The organism is Acidovorax bellezanensis (assembly GCF_025421555.1).
Classification (GTDB): domain Bacteria; phylum Pseudomonadota; class Gammaproteobacteria; order Burkholderiales; family Burkholderiaceae_C; genus Comamonas; species Comamonas bellezanensis.
Genome location: NZ_JAODYH010000006.1, coordinates 104822 through 127972 on the forward strand (window position 1 = coordinate 104822; position 23151 = coordinate 127972).

A 23151-nucleotide genomic window follows, 5' to 3' on the forward strand; every position below is an offset into this window, starting at 1 on the left:
GTTAGGGCTTCAAGCCGGCGGCCGCGATGATGGCCTCGGTTTTTGGCATCTCGCGGGCGATGAATTGCTCGAAGTCCTGCACGCTGCCGCCCATGGCTTCGGCGCCCGTGCCTTGCAGCTTGGCCTTGAAATCCGGAGTGTCCAGCGCTTCGTTGATGGCCAGGTTGAGCTGGTTCACGATGTGCTTGGGCGTGCCTTGCGGAGCGGCAATCCCGTACCAGGGTGCGATGTCGTAGGCGGGATAGTTTTGCTCGGCAATGGTGGGGATGCTCTTGGCCATGTCGGAGCGCTTGCTGGTCGACAGTCCCAGAGAGATCAGGCGGCCCGATTTGACCTGGGGCAGGGCGGTCATGATGGTGTCGAAGTACATGGACACATGGCCGGCGATCAAGGCAGGAATGGCATCGCCCGCGCCTTTGTAGGGCACGTGAACAATGTCCACGCCCGCCATCTGCTTGAGCATTTCACCGGCGATGTGCGAAGTCGTGCCCGCACCGAAGGACGCATAGGTCAGCACGCCTGGATGGGCCTTGGCGTACTGGATCATTTCGGCCAGGGTCTTGAAAGGCTGGTCCTTGTTGGTCAGCAAGACATTGGGCGTGTAGGCCACCAGGGCCACTTTTTCGAACTTATCGGGGTTGTAGCTAAGGTTCTTGACGGTGAACTTGTTCGTCACCATGGAGGCAGGGCCCGTCATCAGCAAGGTGTAGCCATCGGCGGGAGCGCGGGCGACCGCGACGCTGCCGATGCCGGCCGAGCCGCCCGGCTTGTTCTCGACAATGAAGGGCTGCTTGAACTTGATGCCCAGGTTGTGGGCCAGTTGGCGCGTGATCAAGTCGGTGGCGGAACCGGCGGAAAAAGGCACGACGATCTTGACGGCCCGTGTGGGCCATTCGTTGTCGTTGGCCATGCCGGCTGCCATATGACCAGCGAGCAATGCGAAAGCAGCGGCTTTCAGGTACTTATTGAACTGCATGATCTGATCTTTCATCGGTGAGAAAACGTGAATCGATTCCGGGAAGCGGGCACCGGCAGCGACGGCCGGCGGTGCCGTGCTCGGCGCTGGGCTCAGTAGCCCAGTGCGCAACCGTCCTTGCGGTGGTCGGAGGCGCCATGCAGCACGCCGTTGTGCCAGTCGATGCGGATGGCCTGGGCCCCGCCGATCGCCGGCTGCAGGGGCTCGGCCAGCTGGTAGCCCATGGCCTCCAGACCGGCCTTGGTTTCTTGCGGCATGGTGTGCTCGCACTCGACAATGTCCTGCCCAGGCAGGGGGAAGAGCCGGGGCAGATCGCTGGCCGCCTGAATGTCCATGCCGTAGTCCACCACCTTGCTCAGAAAGTGCGCGTGGCCCATGGCCTGGTAGTGGCCGCCCATGACGCCGAAGACGTACTCCACCTGACCGTTTTGCGTGGCCATGCCGGGGATGATGGTGTGCAGGGGGCGCTTCCACGGGCCTATGCAGTTGGGGTGTCCGGGCGTCAGCTCGAAACTCTGGCCCCGGTTGTGCAAAAGAATGCCGCTCTGGGGATCGATCAAGCCGGAGCCAAAGGGGTGGAAGACGGAATTGATGAAGCTGGCGCAGTTGCGGTCCTTGTCGACCACGCTGATGTAGACCGTGTCCTTGTGCTCCACGGCCAGGTTCTGGCGGGTGCTGTCTATGACTTCGGCGATATCGCCTTCGCTGACGCGGCGCGCAAACTCCGCGGACAGGATGTAGTCGACATCCATGTCGGCGAATTTGGGGTCGGCCAGCAGTGCATCGCGCACCTTGTAGGCGAGGCGGGTGGCATCGATTTCCGTGCGCATGCGTTCGGCCGACAAAGGGTCGGGTGCCACGGCTTTTTGCTGCAGGAGGTTGAGCAGCAGCAGCGCCACGATGCCTTGGCCCGGAGGCGGGCATTCATGGACTTCGTAGCCCCGGTACTGGACCTTGATGGGGTCCAGGAACTCGCCGCGGTAGTTGGCAAAGTCTTCCAGCGTGTGGCTGCCGCCCTTGCTTTGCAAATAGCTGACCAGGTTCTGCGCAATTTCGCCTTCGTAGAACACTTTGCGGCCTTCGGCGGCAATCTTGCGCAGCGATGCCGCGAGCCGGGGTTGCTTGTGCACCGAGCCGGCACTGGGCGACTTGCCGTGGACGAGCAGCAGCTCCTGGCCTTCTGGCGTGGCCTGGATCAGGCCGGTCTGCATGCGCCAGTCTTCGGCGCAGCGCGGGGCCACGGCGTAGCCGTCTTCGGCAAAGCCGATGGCCGGCGCGAAGAGGCGGGACAAGGGCATGCTGCCGAATTTCTCGCGCAAGGTGGTCCATGCGTCGACGGCGCCCGGTACGGTGACGGCATGCGCGGACTGGCGCGGCAGGAACTTGTCTCCGGTGGCCGTCAAGGCTTTGACATCGATGTTCTTCGGTGCCCAGCCCGCGCCGTTGAAGGCGGTGATCTTGTCCGTGCCTTTTTCGCTGTACAGCGCAAAGCAGTCGCCGCCTATGCCGGTGGAGCCTGGCTCGACCACGCATTGCACGGCGCAGGCGGCAATCGCCGCGTCCATGGCATTGCCGCCGTCCTGCAGGACCTGGATGGCCGCCAGTGTGGCGCTGGGGTGGGATGTAGCCGCCATGCCATGCTTGGCCATGACCACCGAACGTCCTGATTTCTGGAAATCTCGCATGCGTTTGCCTCTTGAAGATGTGGAACAACCGGGGAAGCCAGGCACGTGGGCCAGGCTTCCTATATCTGTGTCACCGCCACTGTGCTGGCTTTTTTCAACAAAGTGAATACGTGTTTACTTGGATACTTGGATCCAATTTATTGCAAGCAAGCACCGTGCCATGTGTGTGCCGAAGGGGCAGGAACGGAGCGAGGAAATCGCCTGTACAGAGAGGCGCGGCGGCGTTTTTCCCGGACATGTCGCTGGCGCGGTCGGCCGAAAGCAGGGCGCGGACCTGGGGGCCGCATCAGCTTGGTGCGCGAAGCGCTGGGGCGCCATCGTGGGCGCGCTGCGCGGTGGTCGAAAACGGTGCATGCCTTGAAGGCGCGCGATGCGACGGTGAAATGGGGCGGCGCGCTTTTACAATGGGGGAGGCGCATGCTCCACACCAGAGATTTCTAGCGCGCCAGACATGGCGGTGTCAGCGCAAATCTGGATGATGGTGACGGCGAAATGACTGGCAGGCCACATATCAAATATATTCAATATGAATATATTGACGAATAAAATTTCTCGGTCCTGGAAGGTTTGAATCTATGAATCGTAATCAGTTGAGCGCCCAGGAAGAGGCGTACCAATATTTGCTCAATGCGATCCGTATGGGGGAGTTGCAGCCGGGCCAAAGAATTGTGGCTGAAGACGTCGCGGAAGTGCTGGATATGAGCAGAATGCCGATTCGCGAAGCATTGCGGCGGCTGTCGACGGAAGGGCTGGTGGCGATGCGTGCCAATCGCGGGGCCGTGGTGAAAAAGCTCAGCAAGGATGAAGTCCAGGAGATTTTTGAAATGCGTGCCGCCCTGGAAGCCCTGGCCGCGGCCAAGGCGGTGACGAAAGCCACGGCTTCAGATATTCACGAGTTGGAATTCCTGTTGAGCCGGCTGGAGTCGGTGAAGTCGGATTTGTCCTTGTGGATCACAGCGCACCGCGAGTTCCATGAAAAAATATCGGCAATCAGTCAGGCGCCGCGTTTGCTGGCGCAAATATCGTCATTGCATGCACTGATTGAGCCCTTGATGCGGATCTGGATAGAGAAAGCGCCAGGGTCGAAAAATGTGAACTCCGTGCACCAGGAAATCCTGCACGTCATGAAGTCCGGCGATGCGGATGCCATGGAGAAGCTGATCAAGAAGCACTCCAAGGTGACGGCGGACGTGATCCTGCAAAGCATGTTTGACGAGTGAGCGGCGGGCGAGCGCGCCCTGAGCGATCGCGCCCCGAGCCTTCCGCCGTGGTGCGGCGACAATGACCGCACCATGGATCTGCGCACTCTTCGTTATTTCATTGCCGTGCTGGAGGCGGGCAGCCTCTCGCGCGCGGCGGGCTCGCTGTTCATCGCGCAGCCTGCGCTGACCGCGCAAATCAAGAAGCTGGAAGCTGAGTTGGGTGCCAAACTCTTCGAGCGTTCGCATGCCGGTGTGACGCCCACGCCCGCGGGACTGCAGCTTTATGAGGACGCGCGCCGCTTGCTTTCCGATGCCGATGCCGTGCGTGAACGCATACAGCGTTTGCCTCAAGGGCCTGAGGGCTCGGTCACGGTGGCGGTGCCGTTTTTGTTGGCTTCGCTGCTGATGGGGCCGGTTTTGGCGCACTTGAAGACAAGCCATCCGCGCATCCGCGTGTTCGTGCTCGATGACCTGAGCTTGATGGTGAAGAATGCCATGCTCGATCGCCGGGCCGACGTGGGCATCCTGGTCAATACGGCGCAGGTGGACGGCTTGCGCTGCAAGCCCCTGGCGCGTGAGTCCATGTACATCAGCGGGCAGGATGCGGATGGCGCGGTGGCCGCGTTGCTGCGCTTCCCAGGCAATGCGGGCGGCGTGGCACGGCCGGAGATCGATTTTGCGCAAGCCGTGCAATTGCCGCTGCTGCTGCAGTCGCGGCGATTTTCCATCCGGCAGAACGTGGAAGATGCGGCAGCTTCGCTGGGGGTGGTCTTGAACGTGGTGCACGAGCATGATTCCCTGCGCGTCATCCGATCGCTCTACCGATGTGGCGCGGGCTTTGCCTTTACGCCCGCCTGCTCCTTGTCCGACAGCCCGCCACCGGCGGAGAACTGGGTGACTGCCCGGGTGGTCAACCCCGAGTTGCCGCGCAGCTATCACCTGGCCACCTTGGCCGACCGCACTCCCAGCCTGGCGGCGTGCGCGGTGATGGAAGCGCTGGAGCAGATGTCGCGGCACCTGATTCGCGCGGGCCTCTGGGAGGCGGATCTGCTGCTGCCGGAGCAGTAGGCCTGAGGCTTTGCATGGGAGGGGCTCATCAATTTCATTGATGGCTATGGATAACAAAACAGTATTTCCTTGATGCCTGGTGGTTTGGGACACTGCGATGCATAGGCGGGCAGAACGCACCGCACACCAAGGAGAGCCTGTGAGTCAGTCCCCCATCTGGGTCGCCAACGTTGGCGAACTCATCTCGCGCTGCGCACGCGCTTTCGGCCCGCGCATCGCGGTCAAAAGCCCTGACCGCAGCAGCACCTACGCTGAATTGGAGCAGCGCTCGAACCGCCTGGCGAATGCGCTGCTGGCTGCGGGTTTGCGGCGCGGCGACCGCGTCGGCATTTATCTGCCCAATTGCATCGAGGTGGTCGAAATCGAGCTGGCCTGCTACAAGGCCGGACTCGTCAAGGCGCCTTTCAATTCCCGGCTCTCGCCCGCGGAAGTGGGCGATGTCGTGGCGAACAGCGGCGCCGCCCTGGTGGTCACCACGGCCCAGCGGGCGGAGGCGTTTCGGCCCCACATCCAGGGCTCGATGCCAGGCCTGCTGCTGCTCGATGGCGGGCCGCAAGCCAGCGACGCCAGCAGTTATGAAGGCGCGTTGGCCCAGGCCAGCGATGTGTTCAGCGCCGTGCGCGTGACGGCCGATGAGGTCGCCGTGCTGCACTACACATCGGGATCGTCGGGCGTTCTCAAGGCGGCGATGCAGACGTTTGGCAACCGGCTGGCGCAGCTGCGCAAGTTCCTGACGCGCTCGGAGCACCTGCAGGCCGGACATATTCTGGGGTTGGTGGGCCCGATCACCCATGCTTCGGGCATGCAGATCGCTCCCGCGCTGTGCAGCGGCGCGACGATTCGCCTGTTCTCCAGCTTCGAGCCGGGCCGTTTTCTGGCCGAGATGAAGACGGATCGCGTCACGCATACCTTCATGGTGCCGACCATGATCAACATGCTGCTGGCCGAGCTGGGGAATCAATACCGCCCGCTGCCCGACCTGCAGCGCCTGGGATACGGCGCCGCGCCCATGGCGCCAGCCCGCATCCTGCGCGCCATGGATGTGTTCGGTCCCATTCTTTCCCAGGGCTACGGCGCGGGGGAAACGACTTCGGGCGTGTGCGGCTTGACGACCGAAGACCATTTGTTTGCCCGCGCTGCACGGCCCGAGCGCCTGGCCTCGTGCGGGCGGCCGTTTCTCGAATCGAATGTCGAGATCGTCGACGATGCCGGCCAGCCCGTGGGCGCGGGCGACATCGGCGAAATCGTGGTCAGCGGACCGGACGTTTTTGCGGGTTACTGGCAGGCGCCCGAGCTCACCGCCGAAGTGCTCAAGAACGGCATTTATCACACCGGCGACCTGGCGCGCATGGACGACGACGGCTACATCTACATCGTCGATCGCAAGAAGGACATGGTCATCAGCGGCGGCTTCAACGTCTACCCCTCCGAGGTCGAGGCCGTGCTCTACCAGCACGACGCGGTGGCCGAGGCCTGTGTCTTTGCCATTCCCGATGACAAATGGGGCGAGGCGGTAGCCGCGCATGTGGTGCTCAAGCCCGGTTGCACGGCCAGCAATGCAGTGCTCGATGCCTTTTGTGCCCCGTTGCTGGCCGGCTTCAAGCGGCCGCGCCACATTGAGTTCGTTTCTTCGCTGCTCAAGAACCCCAACGGCAAGGTGGCACGCAGAGCCATTCAGACGCCGTACTGGGCCGATCGCAGCCGCATGGTCAACTGATGAAGGAACACGCAATGACGTCCACGCCCCAAGCCCTTGACAGCCGCGCCGCGCCGCTTTTTGACATCCCTTTTGAAGGCTCGCCCCAGGCCGCCGACTGGATCGCTCGCATCAACGACTTCCTGCACGGCGAGCTGGCAGCGCTGGCGCGCGACAAAGGCATCGACCATGAGAACAGCCCGGATCTGGAGACGCTGCGCCAGGTCTGGCGGCGCTCGCATGCGCTGGGCTTCTACGGCATGACCCTGCCCACTCAGATGGGGGGGCCTAGCCTGTCGGTGCTCGACCATGTGCTGATCAAGGAAGCGATCTACGCCCATGGTTCCCCTTTTGCGCCGCATATCCTGGGCGAGCTCAGCGGCCCGCCGCGGGTGGGAGCGCTGGCCCGCCAGGCCACGCCATGGCAGATGGAGCGTTTCATCCTGCCGGTGGCGCGTGCCGAAAAGGCGATCTGTTTTGCGCTGACCGAAGTGGAGGCGGGCTCTGACGCGGGGGCGCTGCAGACCCAGGCAGTGCGCGATGGCGACGACTTCGTCATCCATGGGCGCAAGCGATTCATTTCGGGTTCTCCCTTTGCGGATTTGGCCGTGTTGCTGGCGTCGACATCGAGCGATCCGCAGCAGCGCGAGATCTCCGCCTTCTTCGTCGACCTGGCGCAGCCGGGCGTGCGGGTGGAGGCAGGCTACAAGACGATGGCAGGGCAGTCCCACACGGGCGACATCGTGCTGGAGAATGTGCGGGTGCCGGCGGCACAGCTGATCGGCGAGCAGGGGCGAGGGCTGGCGCTGGCGCTGGGGCGCATCACCGTGAACCGGCTGCTGCACTGTCCGGCCATGGTCGGCCTGGCGACGGCAGCGCTGCGCGATGCCCGCGACTACGCCTGCCAGCGCCGCCAGTTCGGGCGCGCCATCGGCCAGTTCCAGGCCATACAGCACATGCTGGCCGACATGGCCACCGACCTGGCCGCGGCCCGCGCGTTGATGATCGCGACGGCGCGCCAGATCGACGCCGGCTCCGAAGCGCGGGCCCAGGCCTCGATGGCCAAGCTGTTCTGCTCCGAGGCGGGCTTTCGCATTGCCGACAAGGCGGTGCAGATCCACGGCGGCGAAGGCATCGTGCAAGGGCGGCGGGTGGAGTTCCTGTTCCGCATGCTGCGCATGTACCGCGTGCTGACCGGCACCAGCGAAATCCAGCGCAATACCATTGCGCGCGAACTGGTCGGCGAGCTGCGCTGAACAGCCCGGCCGACACAAAAAAACAAACAAGCCAGGAGACAAGACATGATCGACTCACAACGGCGGACCTTGCTGGGCCGCGCTTTGGCCACGGCTTTGCTGCCCGCGGCTTGGCCCGCTTTGGCGGCCGACGTCTGGCCCAGCCGCCCCATCCGGTGGGTGCTGCCTTACCAGGCGGGCACGGGCCCGGACATCACAGCGCGCCTTCTGGCGAATGCCGTCTCGCCGCTGCTCGGCCAGGCGATCATCGTCGACAACAAGGGGGGCGCGGGCGGCAACATTGGCGCGCGCCTGGCGGCCAAGGCGGCGCCCGACGGCTACACCTGGGTCTACTCGGCAGCGCCCATGGCGGCCAACATGGGCATGTACAAGGACCCGGGCTACGACGCGCTCAAGGACTTTCGCCATGTCATGCGGCTGACGTCGTCGGACATCGTGCTGATCGTTCCCGTCGATTCGGCCACGCCCACTTTGGCGGAGCTCACGGCGCGCATGCGGGCCGCGCCAGGCCAGCTGAACTATGCCTCCGGCGGGGTGGGCACGCCCTCTCACCTGGGGGTGGAGTTGCTGCTCAGCGCCCAGCATGTGCAAGCCACGCATGTTCCCTACAAAGGGGCGTCGGAGTTGGTGAACGCGGTACTGGGCAAGCAGGTGAGTTTCGGCATGCCTATCTTCGGCGTGGCGTATCCGCAGATCCAGGTGGGCAAGCTCAAGGCCATCGCCATCGCCGGAGCGCAGCGCAACCCCTTGCTGCCCGATGTGCCGACGCTGGCGGAGCTCGGCGTGCGGGGTGTCGATCTCACTTCCTGGGGCGGGATATCGGTTCCCGCAGCCACGCCCGACCCCATCGTCGCACGCGTCAGCGCGGCCTTCGAGAAGGCGCTGCAGCAGCCCGGCCTGCGAGCGCAGCTCGAAGCCAATGGCGGCAATGTCCGGCCGTCCGCCAGTGCGCAGGAATACATCCAGGATTTCGTGAAGGAAATCGCTTTCACCGAAGCCATGATGAAAGCCACGAAGCTGGTTCCGCTGTAAGTGCGTTGGGCTTGAATCACCGCGCATCTGCGTGGTCGGGTTCAGGCCGAGGGTTCTTTGGCGACATGGAATGCGGGCGCTGCAAACGGCCAAGGCCTGGCGCACCGCGCATTGATAAAAATCCCAGGAGACAAGACATGATGAAAACCATAGCCGCTCTCGCGGCGTTGGCGGCCTGCGCCTGCGCGTCGGCGCAAAGCGCAGTGAGCGTGTTTGGCACGGTCGATATGTATGTCGGTCATGCGAAGTCCGGCGCCTACTCGTCGACCCGCCAGGACAGTGGCGGCAATAGTGCTTCACGGCTTGGTTTCCGTGGCACGGAAGACCTCGGCGGCGGCTGGTCCGCCCGCTTTGTTCTGGAGGGCGGCCTGGACACGGATACGGGCACTGGAAATGGCGGGTCTGCATTTTCTTTCATGCGGCAATCGTCGCTGGGGCTGTCAGGGCCTTGGGGCGCGCTGGATATGGGGCGCATGTACACGCCCATGTTCCAGGCCGTCGCCCGCGCCGATGCGTTCGCTTTGAACACCGTGTTCTCGCCCATGAATCTGGCAGCCATGGTGGATGCGCAGCCGGGTTTGCGCTCTTTCGCACCACGCGCGAGCAACATGCTGCGTTATCGCACGCCATTGGGGCAAGGGCTGTTCACCGACCTGGCTTACGCACCCGGCGAAGCGGGCGCATTGAGCCAGCGCAGCGGCGATTTGTACAGCGGCAGCCTGGGCTGGTCGCGGCAGCCGTGGTATGTCGCCTATGCCTTCCAGCGTGCCTATTCCGGTTCGGCGGCTGTGCCCGTGGCCGATCCCGAAAAATCCACCTACCAATCGCTCAGCGCTGCCTACCGCGGCCCGCAATGGCAGTTCTTCGGCACGCTGGCACGCAATGAAGTCAACCGCCCCGGCGTCGGCGCTGCACAACTGGTGAGCCTGGGCGCCGCGTGGAATGCCACGCTGCAATCGCGTCTGGCCGTCGCCGTGGTGCAGCGCAAGGTCAGCCACAGCGCGCGCTCGCAACGGGCCTGGACGCTGGGCTACGACTATGCCCTGAGCAAACGCACTGCGCTGTATAGCCGCTGGCTGCATCTGGACAACGGCGCCAATGCCTCGGCGTCGCTGGCCCAGATTCCCGTGGCGGCGAACAGCGGCAATTCCGCGAGCCTCATCGCGGTCGGTGTTCGCCACAATTTCTGATGCGTTTTGGATGCAAAGCACATGCCCATGTCTGTTTTCACCTCTTCTCGCTCCATGTCGCCGCATGCACCGCATTGGCGGCTGCGCGCGCTGGCCTGCGCCGCCTTGCTTTGCCTGTCCGCCACCGGGCATGCGCAGGACGCTGCCGTGCCGGCAGTGAGCGCGCCGGCCCAGGACTTGGTGGCACCGCGCGTCACGCGGGCCAACTGGCTGATGCCGGCGAATATCCGCTGGGCGATGCGCAACACCCGCCTGGTCGTCCCCACGGCCGGAATTCGCCACGCCGACGTCGCTGCCGAACTGCCGGAGGGCGCCAGCCTGGCGCTCGACGACATGCGCTTGGCCATGCCCGAGGGGCGCACAGCCACGTTCGCGCAATATCTTGCGGGCAACCGTGTCGACGGGCTGCTGGTGCTGCACCGGGGGCGTGTGGTCCATGAGCGTTACTACGGCGGCATGGACATGCACGACGCCCATGGTTGGGCGTCGATGTCGAAATCCGTCATCGGACTGCTGGCCGCGCAGTTGGTGGAGGAGGGCCGCTTGGATCCAGCCGCGCCGGTGTCGCGCTATGTGCCGGAGCTGGCCGATACGCCGTTTGGCAAGGCGACCGTGCAGCAGAACCTGGACATGGAGGTCGCACTCGCCTATCTGCCGCAGCTCCCGCCCGATATCGGGCTCTTCACCGCCGCAGGACTGTTGCCGGCGAGAGAAGGCATGCCGGGAACCATCCACGACTTTCTATTGACCGCCACCCGCTCGATGGAGGCTTCGCACGGCAGCACCTTTTATTACCAGAACGGCGCCACCGAATCCGTGGCCTGGGCGCTGCGGCGCATCACCGGGAAAGCGCTGGCGCAGCTCGTGGGCGAGCGCCTATGGCGTCCCATGGGCGCGCAGGACGACGCCTATTTCTCGGTGGATGCGGCCGGCGTGGAGTTCGCTGCGGGCGGGCTGTCCAGCACCTTGCGCGATGCAGCGCGGTTTGGTGAGCTGGTTCGCAACCAGGGCCGCATAGGCGGTCGGCAAGTGGTGCCGCGCGAGGCCCTGGCGCGCATTCTGCGGGCGCCGTCGGCAGGCAACCAGGAGCGCCTGGCACGCGCGGGCCGCAACCAAACCGGTTACGGGAATTTCTGGTGGTATCCGGGCGACACCCAGGGGGCCTTGTATGCTTCCGGGCGCTTCGGCCAGCGGCTGTATGTCGATCCGGCCAACGAACTCACGCTGGTGCAGTTCGGCGCCTACGCCGATACGCGCGCGCGCTCGGTGTCGGGCAACCAGGCGGCGGCCGCGCATGAGAACGAGTTGCGCAGCGGTGATGCCCTGGTCGCCTTGGCACGCGCGATCGAAGAACGTCTGGCGGGTGCCGGGCGCTGAGCCCGGTGCTCAGTAGCCGAAAAACTCCTCGCTGCGCACATCATCCTCATCGACGCCCGCGCCGGCCAGGACAGGCCGCATGGCTTCGACCATGGCCGGCGGTCCGGCGATGTAGAAGATGGGGGTGGGCAGCCCCTGCATGGCACGCTGCACGAAGCCGCTGTCGATGGGCCCCGTATGCCCGGCCCAGGCCTGGGAGGAACGGCCCATCTGCGTCATCGTGGCGTTCATGTGGAACCTGGGGTTCAGGGTTTCCAGCTGCCGCAGTTCGCCGAGAAAAGCCGCGTCTTCGGGACGGTGGTTGGAGTACAGCAGCAACAGGTCTTGCGGCGTTTGCAGGTGGGCCGCCTGCCGCAACATGCTCATGAAGGGCGTGATGCCGATGCCGCCGGCGATGAAGATGCCCGCGCGGGCGGCGGCCTTGTGCAGGCCCAGCGATCCGAACGGGCCGTCGAGCGTGAGCGCTGACCCTATGGGCAGGGCGCCCAAGGCGCGTTTGAAGGCGCTGTCACGCATGCGGGTGGCGACGATCAGTTCGTTCTGGAAGGGCGCGCTGACGATGGAGAACGTGTGGCGGACCTCGGGCTGGGTGGACGTCTGGTCCGCGCCGAGCACGACATCCATGGCCTGGCCTGGCTTGAACTCGAAGCCGGGCGGCCGCTCGAAATGAAACGCCAGCGTGCCTTCGGCAACCAGGTCGCGGGCCAGGAGCCGGGTGGTGTGCATGGTCATGATGAACCTCGCAGGTGAGTGCATGGATTCCAGGGGCTGCTGGTCATTGGATGCAGCCATGGGGCAAAACATTCCCGCTGTCTGGGTGCTGCCAAGCGCCTTGCTAGGGATGCGCGCCGCCTGTGGTCAGGGTTAGCTCTGCGCAAGGGGGCTACGCCCTGCGCCTAAAATCACCATTGCAGTGCAAAGCAGGGGCGCCAAGCCCAGAGGAGCCAGCCGTGCAAGAGAACAAGACATCGACCGAGCAAGCCAAGCCCAAGCCACGGGTCATCAAGAAGTACCCCAACCGCCGGCTCTATGACACGGATACATCCTCGTACATCACGCTGACCGAAGTCAAAACGCTGTTGATGGCCAACGAGCAACTGGTGGTCCGCGACGCCAAGACGGGGGACGACCTCACGCGCAGCATACTGCTGCAAATCATTCTGGAGGAAGAAGCTGGCGGCAAACCCATGTTCAGCGAAACGGTGCTGGCCAACATCATCCGTTTCTACGGCCATGCCATGCAGGGCAGCATAGGCGCCTGCCTGGAGACGAACGTGCAGATGTTCAGCGACTTCCAGGCCCGCATGGCCGAGCAGGCCCAGGGCGGAACGCCGGAAATGTGGAACCAGTTCGTGCGCATGCAGCCATCCATGGTGCAAGGCATGATGGGCAATTACCTCGACCAGTCGCAAACCATGCTCACGCAGATGCAGGAGCAGGTGCAAAAGCAGACCGAGCAGATGCTGGGGGCGATGGGGTTGAAGCGGTGATCACCCCCTGAGCGGCTTCGCCGCTCAGTTCACGGCCTGTGAAACTGGCGCGCCCCAGCCCAGGGACACCGAGCAAGGGCCGCCCCGCTGCGATGGTGTCGTCCCCCTCAGGGGGAAGACGGGGCGCGCCTAGCGCGAAGCGGCTCAGGGGGGCCTAATTCACGCCCAGCTGCCGCAGATCGAGCTGCCCATTGCGCATGGGCGGGCACCACAGATAGCTGCCGGTGACGGGCGTGGAGAAGCGGAACAGGGCGTCGACGATGCCGTCTTCCTGGCCCAGCATGCGGCGCAGCTGGGCTTCAAACGCATCGAAGGAGCAGCCATAGGCCGCGAACATCAGGCCGCCCTTGTCGCCGCTGGGGCTGTGCAAGGCCCAGGGCATGGAGCGGCGCAGCACAAAAGCTTCGGGCGTGAAGCTTTCCTGGGCCGTGCGCTTGACGTGGGCCCACTCGGGTGCGTCATCGAGCTCTTCGTTGTCGCTGCGCCGGCGGCCCACGCAGTGGTCCTGCTCCTGAGGCGGCATGGCGTCGAACGCATCGAAGTTGTGCAGCCACTGCTGCAGCGCCAGAAAGCTCGATCCATCCATTCCATCGCCGAGACCGCTGGCAAATGCCGCGGCTTCGGCTGCCTCGCCTTCCGGGTTTTCGGTGCCGTCTTCATAGCCGGTCAGGTCCAGGCCGTGGCCCGTCGGGCCCTTGCCGTGGCGGAATGCTTCGACGATGCGGCTGATCTTGAGCGCCGGTGCCAGCGCCTTTTCCAGCGCGCGGGTGGGCTGCAGCAGCTCGCCCAGGTCATTGCCGCGCAGCCACAGGCACAGCGCCACGGACGTGGAGGGCGCTTTCACGCCCGGGCCGGTCAATTCGGGGAAGGGACGCAGGCCGGGCACCTGGGCGCCCAGTGCCTGCACCAGTTCAGTTCCCAGGGCCGCGACCACGCGCTTGCCGTCCACCAGGGCGGCCAGGCGCTGCAGGCTTTGGCGCAGCACGGCGGCGTCGCCTTGCGCATCGGCCGACAGGGAGAAAAAGACATAACGCCCAATCGCAGGGATGGGCTGCATGATTCCTGCTTGAGAAAGTGTCATGAGGTGCTTCATAGTGAGGTCGAACCACCATTGTGGCTGGCAAAGCGCGTGCCCAGGCCGTAAAACAAAGACAATGCACGCTGGCGCCCATGTCCGCAGCCCACTTGTGGTGCGCGCGGCAGGCTGCGGCCGCAGAGGGAAAATGCCCCATGCCGCCGGTACAGGCGGCAAATTGAGGCATAGTTAAGGGTTAACACCCATTTGGCGCTGCGAGGCAGGCCAGCGGGCTATTGCCATTTCTGATCGTTCCTGCCGTGCGCGGCGTGAACGCGTTTTTTCAACTCAACGAGCGCAGGCAGACCGGGTGTGTGCACTGCGCCAAAGCACATTCCATGATCGACATTCGGGGGCTCTCCCAGATCTACCAAGGCCCGACCGGCCCGGTCGAGGCCTTGCGCGGCATCGACTTGCATATCCAGGCCGGCGAAGTGTTCGGCATCATCGGGCGCAGCGGCGCGGGCAAAAGCTCGCTGGTGCGCTGCATCAACCTGCTCAACCGGCCGACCCAGGGCGAAGTGATCGTCAACGGCCGCGACCTGACCAAACTGAACGACGCCGACCTGCGTGCCGCGCGCCGCGATATCGGCATGGTGTTCCAGCACTTCAACCTACTGGCTTCGCGCACCGTGTTTGACAATGCCGCGCTGCCGCTGGAGCTGGTTGGCATGTCCAAGGCAGACATCCGCAAGCGGGTCGACCCGTTGCTGGATCTGGTCGGCCTGAGCGCGCTGCGCGATCGCTACCCTTCGCAGATTTCGGGCGGGCAAAAGCAGCGCGTGGGCATTGCCCGCGCACTGGCCAGCAACCCCAAGGTGCTGCTCAGCGACGAAGCCACGTCGGCACTCGACCCTGAAACCACGCGCTCCATCCTGGACCTGTTGCGCCAGGTCAACCGCGAGCTGGGCCTGACGGTGGTGTTGATCACCCACCAGATGCAGGTCATCAAGCAGATCGCCGACCGCGTGGCGGTGATCGAAGCCGGCCGGATTGCGGAAATGGGCCCGGTCATCGACGTCTTCACCCGGCCGCAGCAACCCATCACCAAGAGCCTGATCGACGAAATCCTGCCCCAGGAGTTGCCGGCCAGCGTGCTGGCGCGCGTGCGCACCTTGGCCACCAACCTCCAGGGTAAGTCGGGTCAGTTGCTGCGCCTGTCGTATGCGGGCGAAAGCGCCTACCAGCCCATCTTGTCGCAGATGATTCGCGATTTCGGCCTGGACCTGAGCATCCTGCACGGCCAGATCGACGAGATCCAGGAGCAGACGTTCGGCTCGCTGGCCGTGTTCGCCAGCGGCGATGCCGCGCAAATCCTGGCGGCTGTCGCGCACCTGCGCGCCGCCGGCGTACAGGTCGAAACCGTGCAGATCGAGGGTTGAGCGATGTTTGAAAATTTCTCTGAAATGATGCTGGAGCTGTTTGCCACTTCGCTGTGGGAAACCGTGGTGATGGTCGGTATTTCCGGCCTGGTCGGTGGTCTGCTGGGCATTCCGCTGGGCGTGTTCCTGCGCCTCACGGACGAAGGCGGCGTGCTGGAAAACGGCCCGCTGAACAAGACCGTGGGCTGGATCGTCAACGCCGTGCGCTCCACGCCCTTCATCATCTTGCTGGTGGCCATCATTCCGCTCACGCGCCTGATCACGGGCTCGTCCATCGGCACGGGCGCGGCCGTGGTGCCGCTGACGCTGGCGGCTGCGCCGTTTGTCGCACGCCTGGTCGAAAGCGCGCTGCGCGAAGTCGACAACGGCCTGGTCGAAGCCGCCCAGGCCATGGGCGCGACCACCACCCAGATCGTCTGGAAAGTGCTGCTGCCCGAAGCCTTGCCAGGCATCGTCGCCGGCCTGACCATCAGCTTCGTGAGCCTGACCGGCTACTCGGCCATGGCCGGCGCGATCGGCGGCGGCGGCCTGGGCGACCTGGGCATCCGCTACGGCTACCAGCGCTTCCTGCCGGACGTGATGCTGGCCGTGGTGGTCGTGCTGATCTTCTTCGTGCAGGCCATCCAGAGCCTGGGCGACTGGGTCGTGCGCCGCTTGAGCCACCGCTGAGCTGCAGACAAGAGCCCCCAGGCCTGGGGGCGTGATGGGTGCCCGAACCGGGCCGGGAAACAGGAAAGTAGGATTTTGACGATGAACAAGCGCTCTTTGTTGCAAACCCTGGCCCTGGCGGCCGTGCTGCCGTTGACGGCCCTGCCGGCGTTCGCCGCGGACCAGCAGGTGGTGATCGGCGTGACCGCCGGACCCCATGCCCAGATCGCCGAAGTCGCCAAGCGCGTCGCGGAAAAGAGCGGCCTCAAGGTCAAGCTGGTGGAGTTCGGTGACTTCATCCAGCCCAACGCGGCGCTGGTGCAAGGCGAGATCGACGCCAACATCTACCAGCACCAGCCCTTCATGGACGCGCAGAACAAGGACCGCGGCTACAAGCTCGTGCCCGTGGCCAAGGCCGTGAACCAGCAAATGGGCGTGTACTCGAAGAAGATCAAAAGCCTGCAGGATTTGAAGACCGGCGCCCGCGTGGGCATTCCCAACGACCCCACCAACGGCTCGCGCGCCCTGCTGGTGCTGGTCGAGCAAAAGCTGATCACGCTCAAGCCCGGCGTGGGCGCGCGCGCTTCGGTGCTCGACATCACGGCCAACCCCAAGAAGCTCAAGTTCATCGAACTCGAAGCCGCGCAACTGGCGCGCTCGCTTGACGACCTGGATGCCGCGGCCGTCAACAGCAGCTACGCCGTGGCGGCAGGCCTGTCGCCGCAAAAGGATTCGCTGGCGCTGGAAAATACCAACACGCCCTATGTGACGGTGCTGATCGCTACACGCGCCGGCCATGAGAAAGACGCCGACCTGCTGGCCTTCGTGAAGGCCTACCAGTCGGCTGAAGTCAAGCAGTTCGTCGACAGCACCTTCAAGGGTGCGTACACGGTCGCCTGGTAAGGCGCTGGTGCCAGCCTGCGGGCTGGCCAGCCTCTGATGCGCTGCGCCTGGGCCCAGCGCTTTTTTTTCGATTTGCGATGGAGAGATTGCCATGACCCTGCCTTTTCATGATCTGGACCAAGCCCTGTTCGCGCGCGCCCAGACCCTGCTCGACGACGAGTGGCTGTCCAAGGATGCCGACCTCGCGCCCTTGCTGCCGGTGGTGCTGGCGCGCAACGTGGGCCAGGACTGGCACAAGGCGGGCACGTTCCGCCACCACCTGGTCGGCGTGGCCCGTTCGCTGGCCCTGTGGCAGCAGCCCAGGGACGTGCGCCTGCTGGGCCTGCTGCACAGCGTCTACGGCAATGCCTTTGTCGACCTGGTGAAGTTCGACGCCGCCAGCGAGCGCGGGCGCCTGGCGGAGCTGGTCGGCGAGCGCGCCGAACACCTGGTCTATCTGTTTTGCACCATGAGCCGCACGCAGTTCGTGCAGCGCGTGATGGCCGGGCAGATCGAGGCCGACGGCTCCATGGTGCTGGAAAAGAACGGCCAGCCCATGCTGCTCACGCCGTTCGAAGTCGCGGCCTTCATCATCGTCAGCATGGCCGACAGCATAGAGCAGTGGTTCAGCTGGCAGGACGATATCTATTCGCAGTTTCCGCAGGTGCAAAGCCAGCGCCCGCAGGCCGTTCACTGGGCGGCTTCGCTGTGGCCCGGCCCCATGCGCCCCAGCGGCCGCATGCTGCACCAGATTGCCAGCCTGGGCCTGGCGCTGCAGCACCCGGCGCTGAAAAACCTGCTGCCCCTGCCGCCGGTGTTCGGCCAGTGCGCGCAGCCGCTGGCGGCCTCCGACGAAGCCGCGGCGACCTCGCTGTACTGGTCGGTGATCCAGCTGGACCAGCCCCTGGTCGACCTGGACGCCGCGACGGCGGTGCTCGAGCATGCCGTGCGCCACAACCCCTGGGTGGGCGAGCCGCAAATGGTGCTGGCCCAGCTCTATCTGTCGGCCGGCCGCGCCGAGGACGCAGAACGCGCGGCGACCAGCGCTCTGCAGTGCTTCAGCGCCTGGGGCAATGCCTGGGACAAGCGCGTGCAATGGGATGCCTGGGTGGCCTGGACGCGCATTCTGCGGCAATCGGCGCAGCAGGGCAGCTGGCCCGAGCGGCTGGACAAGCTCAACAACCTGGCGCTGCGCGGCTGACGGGGACGCCGCCTGACAAGCGGCTGCTGCCATGGCCTACGGCCTGGGGTTCGCCCGCGGGCGCAGCATGCAGGAGGCGGGTGGCTGCGTGGGGATGGCCCGGCGCGCAGGCCGCCGGGAGCAAAGCCATGGTCGATTCCCGTTATGTGATTGCAGTGCACGGTGGGGCTGGGACGATATCGTCGTCCCCCCCTGAGAGCGAAGCGCCCTACCACCAGGGCCTGAAGGCGGCGCTGGCGGCGGGCGCTGCCGTGCTCGAAGGCGGCGGCTCGGCGCTGGATGCGGTGCAGGCGGCGGTGGAGTCGCTCGAAGACTGTCCGTTGTTCAATGCCGGACGGGGCTCGGTCTATACGGCCGACGCGCACCACGAAATGGACGCGGCGTTGATGGAGGGCCGCCATCTGGCGGCCGGCGCCGTGGCTGGCGTGCACCATGTGCGCAACCCGGTGGCGCTGGCGCGCAGCGTGATGGTGTCTTCCGGCCATGTGCTGATGGTGGGCGCCGGCGCGGAGTGCTTTGCGCAGCAGATGGGCCTGGCCATGGAGCCCGAAGCCTATTTCCATACCGATGAACGCCTGGCCCAGTTGCGTCACGTCCAGAGCGGTGGGCTGGACCTGCTGGCGGCTGCGGCCGTCCCCGAGGCACCGCTGCAGGAAAACGGCAAGATAGGCACCGTGGGGGCGGTGGCGCGGGACTGCCATGGCCACCTGGCGGCGGCCGTCTCCACGGGCGGGCTGACCGGCAAGCGCCCGGGCCGGGTGGGCGATTCCGCCGTGATCGGGGCCGGCATCTATGCCAACGACTTGAGCTGCGCCGTGGTCACCACGGGCACGGGCGAGCATTTCATCCGCGCGGTGGCCGCCTACGATGTGCATGCACGCATGGTCTACCGGGGCCAGACCTTGCAGGAAGCCGCACCCGATGTGGTGTTCGGCGAGCTGCGGCGCATGGGCGGGCGGGGCGGCCTGATCGCCGTCGATGCCCTGGGCGATGTGCGCATGCCTTTCAATACTTCAGGCATGTACCGCGGCCTGCAGCGCCAGGGCGAGCCTGCCTGCACCGCCATCTTCCATGAGGACGGACAGGCCGGGTTCAGGCCTTGATCGGCACCGGGGCCACCGGTTCGGCCGGGGACTGGCGCTGTGCATAGCGCCCGGCCACCCAGGCCGAGAGCATCAACTGCATGGGGTGGAAAATCATCAGCGGCAAGACGATGACGCCCATGAGGCTGGGCTCGAACAGTACCTTGGCCATGGGCACGCCGCTGACCAGGCTTTTTTGCGCGCCGCAGAACACGATGGTGATTTCATCTTCCTTGGAGAAGCCGAAGCGGCGCGCCAGCCAGGCGCTCAAGCCCATGGACAGGGCCAGCAGCAGCGCACAGACCAGCACCAGGATGGCCAGCGCGGCCGGCGGGATCTTGGACCACAGACCGGCCACGACCGAAGCGCTGAACGCCGAATACACGACCAGCAGGATGGAGCTCTGGTCCAGTCCTTTCATGCGCTTGGCATGGCGTTGCAAAAAGGGGCCGACCCAGGGGCGCAGGCCGTGACCGAGTGCGAACGGCAGCAGCAATTGCAGCGCAATCCGGCCCATGGCCTGCAGCGGGTCGCTGCTCGTGGCGGTGTGCGACAGCAGCAGGCCGACCAGCAGAGGCGTGATCACAATGCCCATCAGTGTCGAGCCCGACGCGCTGCAGATCGCGGCCGGCATGTTGCCGCGTGCTACGGCTGTCAGCGTCACCGCCGATTGCACCGTGGCGGGCAGGGTGCACAGGAACAGCACGCCCAGGTACAGGTCGGGCGTCAGCAAAGGCTCCAGCACGGGGCGCAGCGCCCAGCCCATGACCGGGAAGACCACGAAGGTAATGGCCGTGACCAGCAGGTGCAGTCGCCAGTGGCTGATGCCGGCCCAGATCGCGGGGCGCGACAGCTTGGCGCCATGCAGGAAGAACAGGAAAAAAATCACCCCTATCGTGATCAGCTCCAGAGGCCGCACGAAGCTGCCGTAGACCGGCAGTACGCTGGCCAGCAACACGGTGCCGATCAGCATCAGGGTGAAGTTGTCGGGGAGAAATCGGGGTCGGGCCATGCCGTGCTTTCAAAAATGGGGGCAGACCTCGGAGTCTGCGTTCAGGGCCTGATTGGATGGCATCTGAATTCAAAAGTGAAATGTATTTATCTGATCGTTCTATAATTTTTACTCATGAATATCACTTTGCGCCAGCTGCGCGTGTTCCTGGCCGTGGCCCAGCAGCAGAACTTCAGCCGCGCCGGCGAAATGGTGGGCCTGACCCAGCCGGCCGTGAGCCGCAGCATCACCGACCTGGAGCAGCAGTTGGGGCTGCAGCTATTGCATCGCAGTACGCGGGAAGTGGAATTGAGTGACGCCGGCCGCATGCTGCAAGGCCGAGTGGCACGGGTGCTGGACGAGCTGGACGCGACCCTGCTCGAAGTGCGCGGCCTGGCCACCCAGCGCCACGGTCGGGTGCGCGTGGCCAGCAGCCCGACCCTGTCCGCCCACCTGATGCCCGAATGCATTGCCCTTTGCCAGCAACGGCACCCGGGTTTGCAATTGCAGCTGCTCGACCGCATGCAGCAGGGCGCGCTCGACAGCGTGCATGCGGGCGACGTCGATTTTGGCGTGGTCATCGATCCCACCGAGCACGAAGACCTGCACTGCGAATCCATTTTGTCCGAGCCGTTTTGCCTGGTGTGCCGGGCCGACCACCCGCTGGCGCAGCAGGCGAGCGTGCATTGGCGCGACCTAGCGGGCCAGCCGCTGGTACTGCTGGACCATGCCTCGGGCAGCCGCCGCCTGATCGACCGCGCGCTGGAGCAGCATGTCCAGACCTGGCAGGTGGTGCAGCAGGTGGGGCATACCACCACCATCTTCAGCATGGTCCAGGCCGGGCTGGGCATTACCGTGGTGCCCAGACTGGCCTTGGCGGAGCAGGGCGGTGAAAGCGCCGGCCTGGTGCACCGGCCCCTGCTGCCCGTGGTCGAGCGCCAGGTGATGCTGGTCCACCGGCGGCACCGCAAGCTCGCACCCATGGTGCAACTGGTCTGGGATGTGGTGCGTGACGTGGCCCACACCCGCTGGAGCCGCCTGCCCGGGACCGAGGGCGCCTAGCGGCGAAAAATGCCAGCCGGAGCCGTGGATTTTTGCGCGTTCAGGGCCATCCAGTGCCTGGTCACGCGCCAGCAAAGGTATGATGGCGCTCCATTGACGGCCAATGCAGCAGTGTCCCTGCCTGCTCTGGCGCATGTATTTACTGCCCGTAGCTCAACCGGATAGAGCAATTGCCTTCTAAGCAATAGGTCGGGGGTTCGAGTCCCTCCGGGCAGGCCAAATTGGCGTATCACACCGCCCCCAAACATCTCACGACCCGCGTACTTCATAGGTGCAGCGGGTTTTTTGTTGTCTCACTTCATCCCCGGATGTCAGGTAGGTGGCCGTACCAACAGGCCACGTACCCCAAAATTCAGGCACCAATGGGGGTCATATGGCACTGACGTCAGTGACCCAAGAACCCCCCGCCATAACGCCTGTTTAGCGGCGGGAGTTTTCATCAAACTCACAGCCCGAAGCGTTCGTGCCATCGCTGCGGCACAAGCGAGTCAACCAACAGCGCGACCAGCATCGAGGCGCCGAGCAGGGGATAAATGAGCCCGAGGACTGCGGCTGCGGCGATCGCGCCTAGCGCTGCGCGGTCGCCCGATCGCCGCGGTGGCGCCGCCAGGCGCCCCTTGGGTCGACGCTTCCACCACATCACTGCTGCGGAAAAAACCAAGGTGATGATGGAAAGACAGGCGGTCAGCATCACCAGCTGATTGACCCAGCCGAACTGCAGCCCCGTATGGATATTGATTCCCCACTCGATGGCGCGGCCAGCGGTGCCGTAGTTGCGATAGCCCACGTCGGAAAGCACATCGCCGCTATAGCGGTTCAGGTGTACGACGCGCTGACCACGCACGTCGTGCGGAAACAGCATCGCGGCGTAGGTGCCATGCGGTCCATTGGGCAAGGATACCGGCGTGCCAACCGGCAGCCCCAGGCGCTCGAAGATCCGCAGAGCTTGATTCACGCCAATCGAGGGTGCATCGGTGCCCGCTGAGGGCACGGTTGCGAACGCTTGCGCCTGCTCGCCATGCCCCCCATGTCCTGTGTGCGGCAGCGCCGATTGCGGCGCTGGCGCCTGCGAAATCATCCAGGGGACGCTTCCGCCCGCAACGGCAACTGGTGGCGCTGAAGCCGGGCCCGGGCCGAACAGATATGGCGGCAGGCCAATACCCAGTTCGGCAGTGATGCGGCCGAAATGCTGACCCCAGTAGGCCGACCACGGCATGCCAGTGACTGCGAGAAACAGGATTGCGGCGGCGGCCGTGACGCCGGTCACCGCGTGCAGGTCGCGCCACCAGGTCCGTTGCGCCGGACGGCCACGCACACTGTAGACACCACCTTTGCGACCACGAGGCCACCACAGGAACACGCCGGAGATCACGAGCACGATGGCCCAGCCAGCGACGATTTCCACCCAGTAATTCGCCACCTTGCCAACGATTTCAAGCGAATGCAATTGCTTGATGACTTCCATCAACCGCTGGCTGTCGGGCAGTTCGCCCAGCACGCGGCCAGTGACTGGATCGAGGTAAATGCCCACGATGCCATCGGCGGTCCGTATGCCGACCTCTGCACTTGTGCCCTGTGTTGGCGGGCCAGTGAAGCGCACGGCTTGACCAGGCCGTGCCTCGACGCCCTTGCGGATCAAGGATTCGGCATCTAGCGCGACGCCGGGCGCGCCGTCAACGAAGCGCAGCTCGGAATAGAACCATGACTCGATCGGGTCCTTGAACAGATAGAGCGCCCCTGTCACCGCCATCAAGGCCAGGAAAGGCATGCAAATGAGCCCGGCGTAGAAATGCCAGCGCCACACACGGCGGTAAAGCGCAGACTCTGCGGAGGATGGACTCGTGGAAAGTTGCATG

Annotated in this window: 20 protein-coding genes and 1 tRNA gene; 15 read left to right on the forward strand and 6 right to left on the reverse strand. The window is 64.9% G+C overall.

Annotated elements, in window-relative coordinates:
- Position 1: 1 nt before the first annotated feature.
- Together N0K08_RS13930 and N0K08_RS13935 are read right to left on the reverse strand one after the other, a co-directional pair.
- The gene (locus N0K08_RS13930; protein WP_408642955.1) at positions 2-976 is read right to left on the reverse strand and encodes a Bug family tripartite tricarboxylate transporter substrate binding protein; all 975 of its coding nucleotides are present in this window, start codon (positions 974-976) and stop codon (positions 2-4) included.
- A 92-nt stretch (positions 977-1068) separates the two neighbouring features.
- The gene (locus N0K08_RS13935; protein ID WP_261500991.1) at positions 1069-2661 is read right to left on the reverse strand and encodes a gamma-glutamyltransferase family protein; all 1593 of its coding nucleotides are present in this window, start codon (positions 2659-2661) and stop codon (positions 1069-1071) included.
- Between the two features lie 575 nt (positions 2662-3236).
- Here N0K08_RS13935 and N0K08_RS13940 point away from each other — a divergent pair.
- From N0K08_RS13940 to N0K08_RS13970, 7 genes are all read left to right on the forward strand, one after another.
- Positions 3237-3881 carry a GntR family transcriptional regulator gene (locus tag N0K08_RS13940; protein WP_261500992.1) on the forward strand — a complete coding sequence of 215 codons (645 nt, stop codon included), beginning with the start codon at positions 3237-3239 and terminating at the stop codon, positions 3879-3881.
- A gap of 72 nt (positions 3882-3953) precedes the next feature.
- Positions 3954-4931: a LysR family transcriptional regulator gene (locus N0K08_RS13945; RefSeq protein ID WP_261500993.1), complete on the forward strand. Its 978-nt coding sequence runs from the start codon at positions 3954-3956 to the stop codon at positions 4929-4931.
- 97 nt (positions 4932-5028) lie between these two features.
- Entirely contained in the window at positions 5029-6648 is a 1620-nt protein-coding gene (locus N0K08_RS13950; RefSeq protein ID WP_261500994.1) for an AMP-binding protein, read from the forward strand.
- Between the two features lie 14 nt (positions 6649-6662).
- Positions 6663-7883, forward strand: coding sequence for an acyl-CoA dehydrogenase family protein (locus tag N0K08_RS13955; RefSeq protein WP_261500995.1), 1221 nt, complete (start codon positions 6663-6665; stop codon positions 7881-7883).
- Between the two features lie 45 nt (positions 7884-7928).
- Complete coding sequence (locus tag N0K08_RS13960; RefSeq protein WP_261500996.1) at positions 7929-8915, forward strand: tripartite tricarboxylate transporter substrate binding protein; 987 nt, start codon at positions 7929-7931, stop codon at positions 8913-8915.
- A gap of 137 nt (positions 8916-9052) precedes the next feature.
- A complete protein-coding gene (locus N0K08_RS13965; RefSeq protein WP_261500997.1) occupies positions 9053-10105 on the forward strand; it encodes a porin in 1053 nt (350 codons plus the stop codon).
- Between the two features lie 27 nt (positions 10106-10132).
- On the forward strand, positions 10133-11482 hold the full coding sequence (locus tag N0K08_RS13970; protein WP_261500998.1) for a serine hydrolase domain-containing protein: 1350 nt from the start codon (positions 10133-10135) through the stop codon (positions 11480-11482).
- Between the two features lie 9 nt (positions 11483-11491).
- Here N0K08_RS13970 and N0K08_RS13975 read toward each other — a convergent pair whose 3' ends face one another.
- Positions 11492-12214, reverse strand: coding sequence for a ferredoxin--NADP reductase (locus tag N0K08_RS13975; RefSeq protein WP_261500999.1), 723 nt, complete (start codon positions 12212-12214; stop codon positions 11492-11494).
- A gap of 218 nt (positions 12215-12432) precedes the next feature.
- Between N0K08_RS13975 and phaR the strand changes: the two genes are divergently transcribed.
- On the forward strand, positions 12433-12972 hold the full coding sequence (phaR, locus tag N0K08_RS13980; protein ID WP_261501000.1) for a polyhydroxyalkanoate synthesis repressor PhaR: 540 nt from the start codon (positions 12433-12435) through the stop codon (positions 12970-12972).
- Positions 12973-13126: 154 nt separating this feature from the next.
- Here phaR and N0K08_RS13985 read toward each other — a convergent pair whose 3' ends face one another.
- Positions 13127-14053, reverse strand: coding sequence for a Dyp-type peroxidase (locus N0K08_RS13985; RefSeq protein ID WP_315968007.1), 927 nt, complete (start codon positions 14051-14053; stop codon positions 13127-13129).
- Positions 14054-14385: 332 nt separating this feature from the next.
- Here N0K08_RS13985 and N0K08_RS13990 point away from each other — a divergent pair, with 332 nt between their 5' ends.
- From N0K08_RS13990 to N0K08_RS14010, 5 genes are all read left to right on the forward strand, one after another.
- Positions 14386-15429 carry a methionine ABC transporter ATP-binding protein gene (locus N0K08_RS13990; RefSeq protein WP_261501002.1) on the forward strand — a complete coding sequence of 348 codons (1044 nt, stop codon included), beginning with the start codon at positions 14386-14388 and terminating at the stop codon, positions 15427-15429.
- A 3-nt stretch (positions 15430-15432) separates the two neighbouring features.
- Positions 15433-16098, forward strand: coding sequence for a methionine ABC transporter permease (locus N0K08_RS13995; RefSeq protein WP_261501003.1), 666 nt, complete (start codon positions 15433-15435; stop codon positions 16096-16098).
- An 81-nt stretch (positions 16099-16179) separates the two neighbouring features.
- Positions 16180-16980: a MetQ/NlpA family ABC transporter substrate-binding protein gene (locus tag N0K08_RS14000; RefSeq protein ID WP_261501004.1), complete on the forward strand. Its 801-nt coding sequence runs from the start codon at positions 16180-16182 to the stop codon at positions 16978-16980.
- 91 nt (positions 16981-17071) lie between these two features.
- Positions 17072-18160 carry a DUF6817 domain-containing protein gene (locus N0K08_RS14005; RefSeq protein WP_261501005.1) on the forward strand — a complete coding sequence of 363 codons (1089 nt, stop codon included), beginning with the start codon at positions 17072-17074 and terminating at the stop codon, positions 18158-18160.
- A gap of 128 nt (positions 18161-18288) precedes the next feature.
- Positions 18289-19263, forward strand: a complete 975-nt coding sequence (locus N0K08_RS14010) for an isoaspartyl peptidase/L-asparaginase family protein (RefSeq protein ID WP_261501006.1) — start codon at positions 18289-18291, stop codon at positions 19261-19263.
- On the opposite strand, the gene N0K08_RS14015 is transcribed toward N0K08_RS14010, so the two are convergent.
- Positions 19253-20254, reverse strand: a complete 1002-nt coding sequence (locus N0K08_RS14015) for a bile acid:sodium symporter family protein (protein WP_261501007.1) — start codon at positions 20252-20254, stop codon at positions 19253-19255. The two genes, N0K08_RS14010 and N0K08_RS14015, sit on opposite strands and share 11 nt — an antisense overlap.
- 114 nt (positions 20255-20368) lie before the next feature.
- Between N0K08_RS14015 and N0K08_RS14020 the strand changes: the two genes are divergently transcribed.
- Entirely contained in the window at positions 20369-21295 is a 927-nt protein-coding gene (locus N0K08_RS14020; RefSeq protein ID WP_261501008.1) for a LysR family transcriptional regulator, read from the forward strand.
- Between the two features lie 142 nt (positions 21296-21437).
- Positions 21438-21514 (forward strand) — tRNA-Arg (locus N0K08_RS14025).
- 226 nt (positions 21515-21740) lie between these two features.
- On the opposite strand, the gene N0K08_RS14030 is transcribed toward N0K08_RS14025, so the two are convergent.
- On the reverse strand, positions 21741-23150 hold the full coding sequence (locus N0K08_RS14030) for a PepSY-associated TM helix domain-containing protein (protein ID WP_261501009.1): 1410 nt from the start codon (positions 23148-23150) through the stop codon (positions 21741-21743).
- Between the last annotated feature and the right edge of the window lies 1 nt (position 23151).

Excerpts from the sequence above, each read along its gene's own strand:
- N0K08_RS14010 (WP_261501006.1), top strand. The coding sequence starts at position 18,289 with ATGGTCGATTCCCGTTATGTGATTGCAGTGCACGGTGGGGCTGGGACG.
- N0K08_RS14015 (WP_261501007.1), bottom strand. The coding sequence starts at position 20,254 with ATGGCCCGACCCCGATTTCTCCCCGACAACTTCACCCTGATGCTGATC.
- N0K08_RS14020 (WP_261501008.1), top strand. The coding sequence starts at position 20,369 with ATGAATATCACTTTGCGCCAGCTGCGCGTGTTCCTGGCCGTGGCCCAG.
- N0K08_RS13960 (WP_261500996.1), top strand. The coding sequence starts at position 7,929 with ATGATCGACTCACAACGGCGGACCTTGCTGGGCCGCGCTTTGGCCACG.
- N0K08_RS13950 (WP_261500994.1), top strand. The coding sequence starts at position 5,029 with ATGCATAGGCGGGCAGAACGCACCGCACACCAAGGAGAGCCTGTGAGT.
- N0K08_RS13955 (WP_261500995.1), top strand. The coding sequence starts at position 6,663 with ATGACGTCCACGCCCCAAGCCCTTGACAGCCGCGCCGCGCCGCTTTTT.
- N0K08_RS13940 (WP_261500992.1), top strand. The coding sequence starts at position 3,237 with ATGAATCGTAATCAGTTGAGCGCCCAGGAAGAGGCGTACCAATATTTG.
- N0K08_RS13985 (WP_315968007.1), bottom strand. The coding sequence starts at position 14,053 with ATGACACTTTCTCAAGCAGGAATCATGCAGCCCATCCCTGCGATTGGG.
- N0K08_RS13975 (WP_261500999.1), bottom strand. The coding sequence starts at position 12,214 with ATGACCATGCACACCACCCGGCTCCTGGCCCGCGACCTGGTTGCCGAA.
- N0K08_RS14000 (WP_261501004.1), top strand. The coding sequence starts at position 16,180 with ATGAACAAGCGCTCTTTGTTGCAAACCCTGGCCCTGGCGGCCGTGCTG.
- N0K08_RS13945 (WP_261500993.1), top strand. The coding sequence starts at position 3,954 with ATGGATCTGCGCACTCTTCGTTATTTCATTGCCGTGCTGGAGGCGGGC.
- N0K08_RS13995 (WP_261501003.1), top strand. The coding sequence starts at position 15,433 with ATGTTTGAAAATTTCTCTGAAATGATGCTGGAGCTGTTTGCCACTTCG.
- N0K08_RS13930 (WP_408642955.1), bottom strand. The coding sequence starts at position 976 with ATGCAGTTCAATAAGTACCTGAAAGCCGCTGCTTTCGCATTGCTCGCT.
- N0K08_RS14005 (WP_261501005.1), top strand. The coding sequence starts at position 17,072 with ATGACCCTGCCTTTTCATGATCTGGACCAAGCCCTGTTCGCGCGCGCC.
- N0K08_RS13990 (WP_261501002.1), top strand. The coding sequence starts at position 14,386 with ATGATCGACATTCGGGGGCTCTCCCAGATCTACCAAGGCCCGACCGGC.
- N0K08_RS14030 (WP_261501009.1), bottom strand. The coding sequence starts at position 23,150 with ATGCAACTTTCCACGAGTCCATCCTCCGCAGAGTCTGCGCTTTACCGC.
- N0K08_RS13970 (WP_261500998.1), top strand. The coding sequence starts at position 10,133 with ATGTCTGTTTTCACCTCTTCTCGCTCCATGTCGCCGCATGCACCGCAT.
- N0K08_RS13935 (WP_261500991.1), bottom strand. The coding sequence starts at position 2,661 with ATGCGAGATTTCCAGAAATCAGGACGTTCGGTGGTCATGGCCAAGCAT.
- N0K08_RS13965 (WP_261500997.1), top strand. The coding sequence starts at position 9,053 with ATGATGAAAACCATAGCCGCTCTCGCGGCGTTGGCGGCCTGCGCCTGC.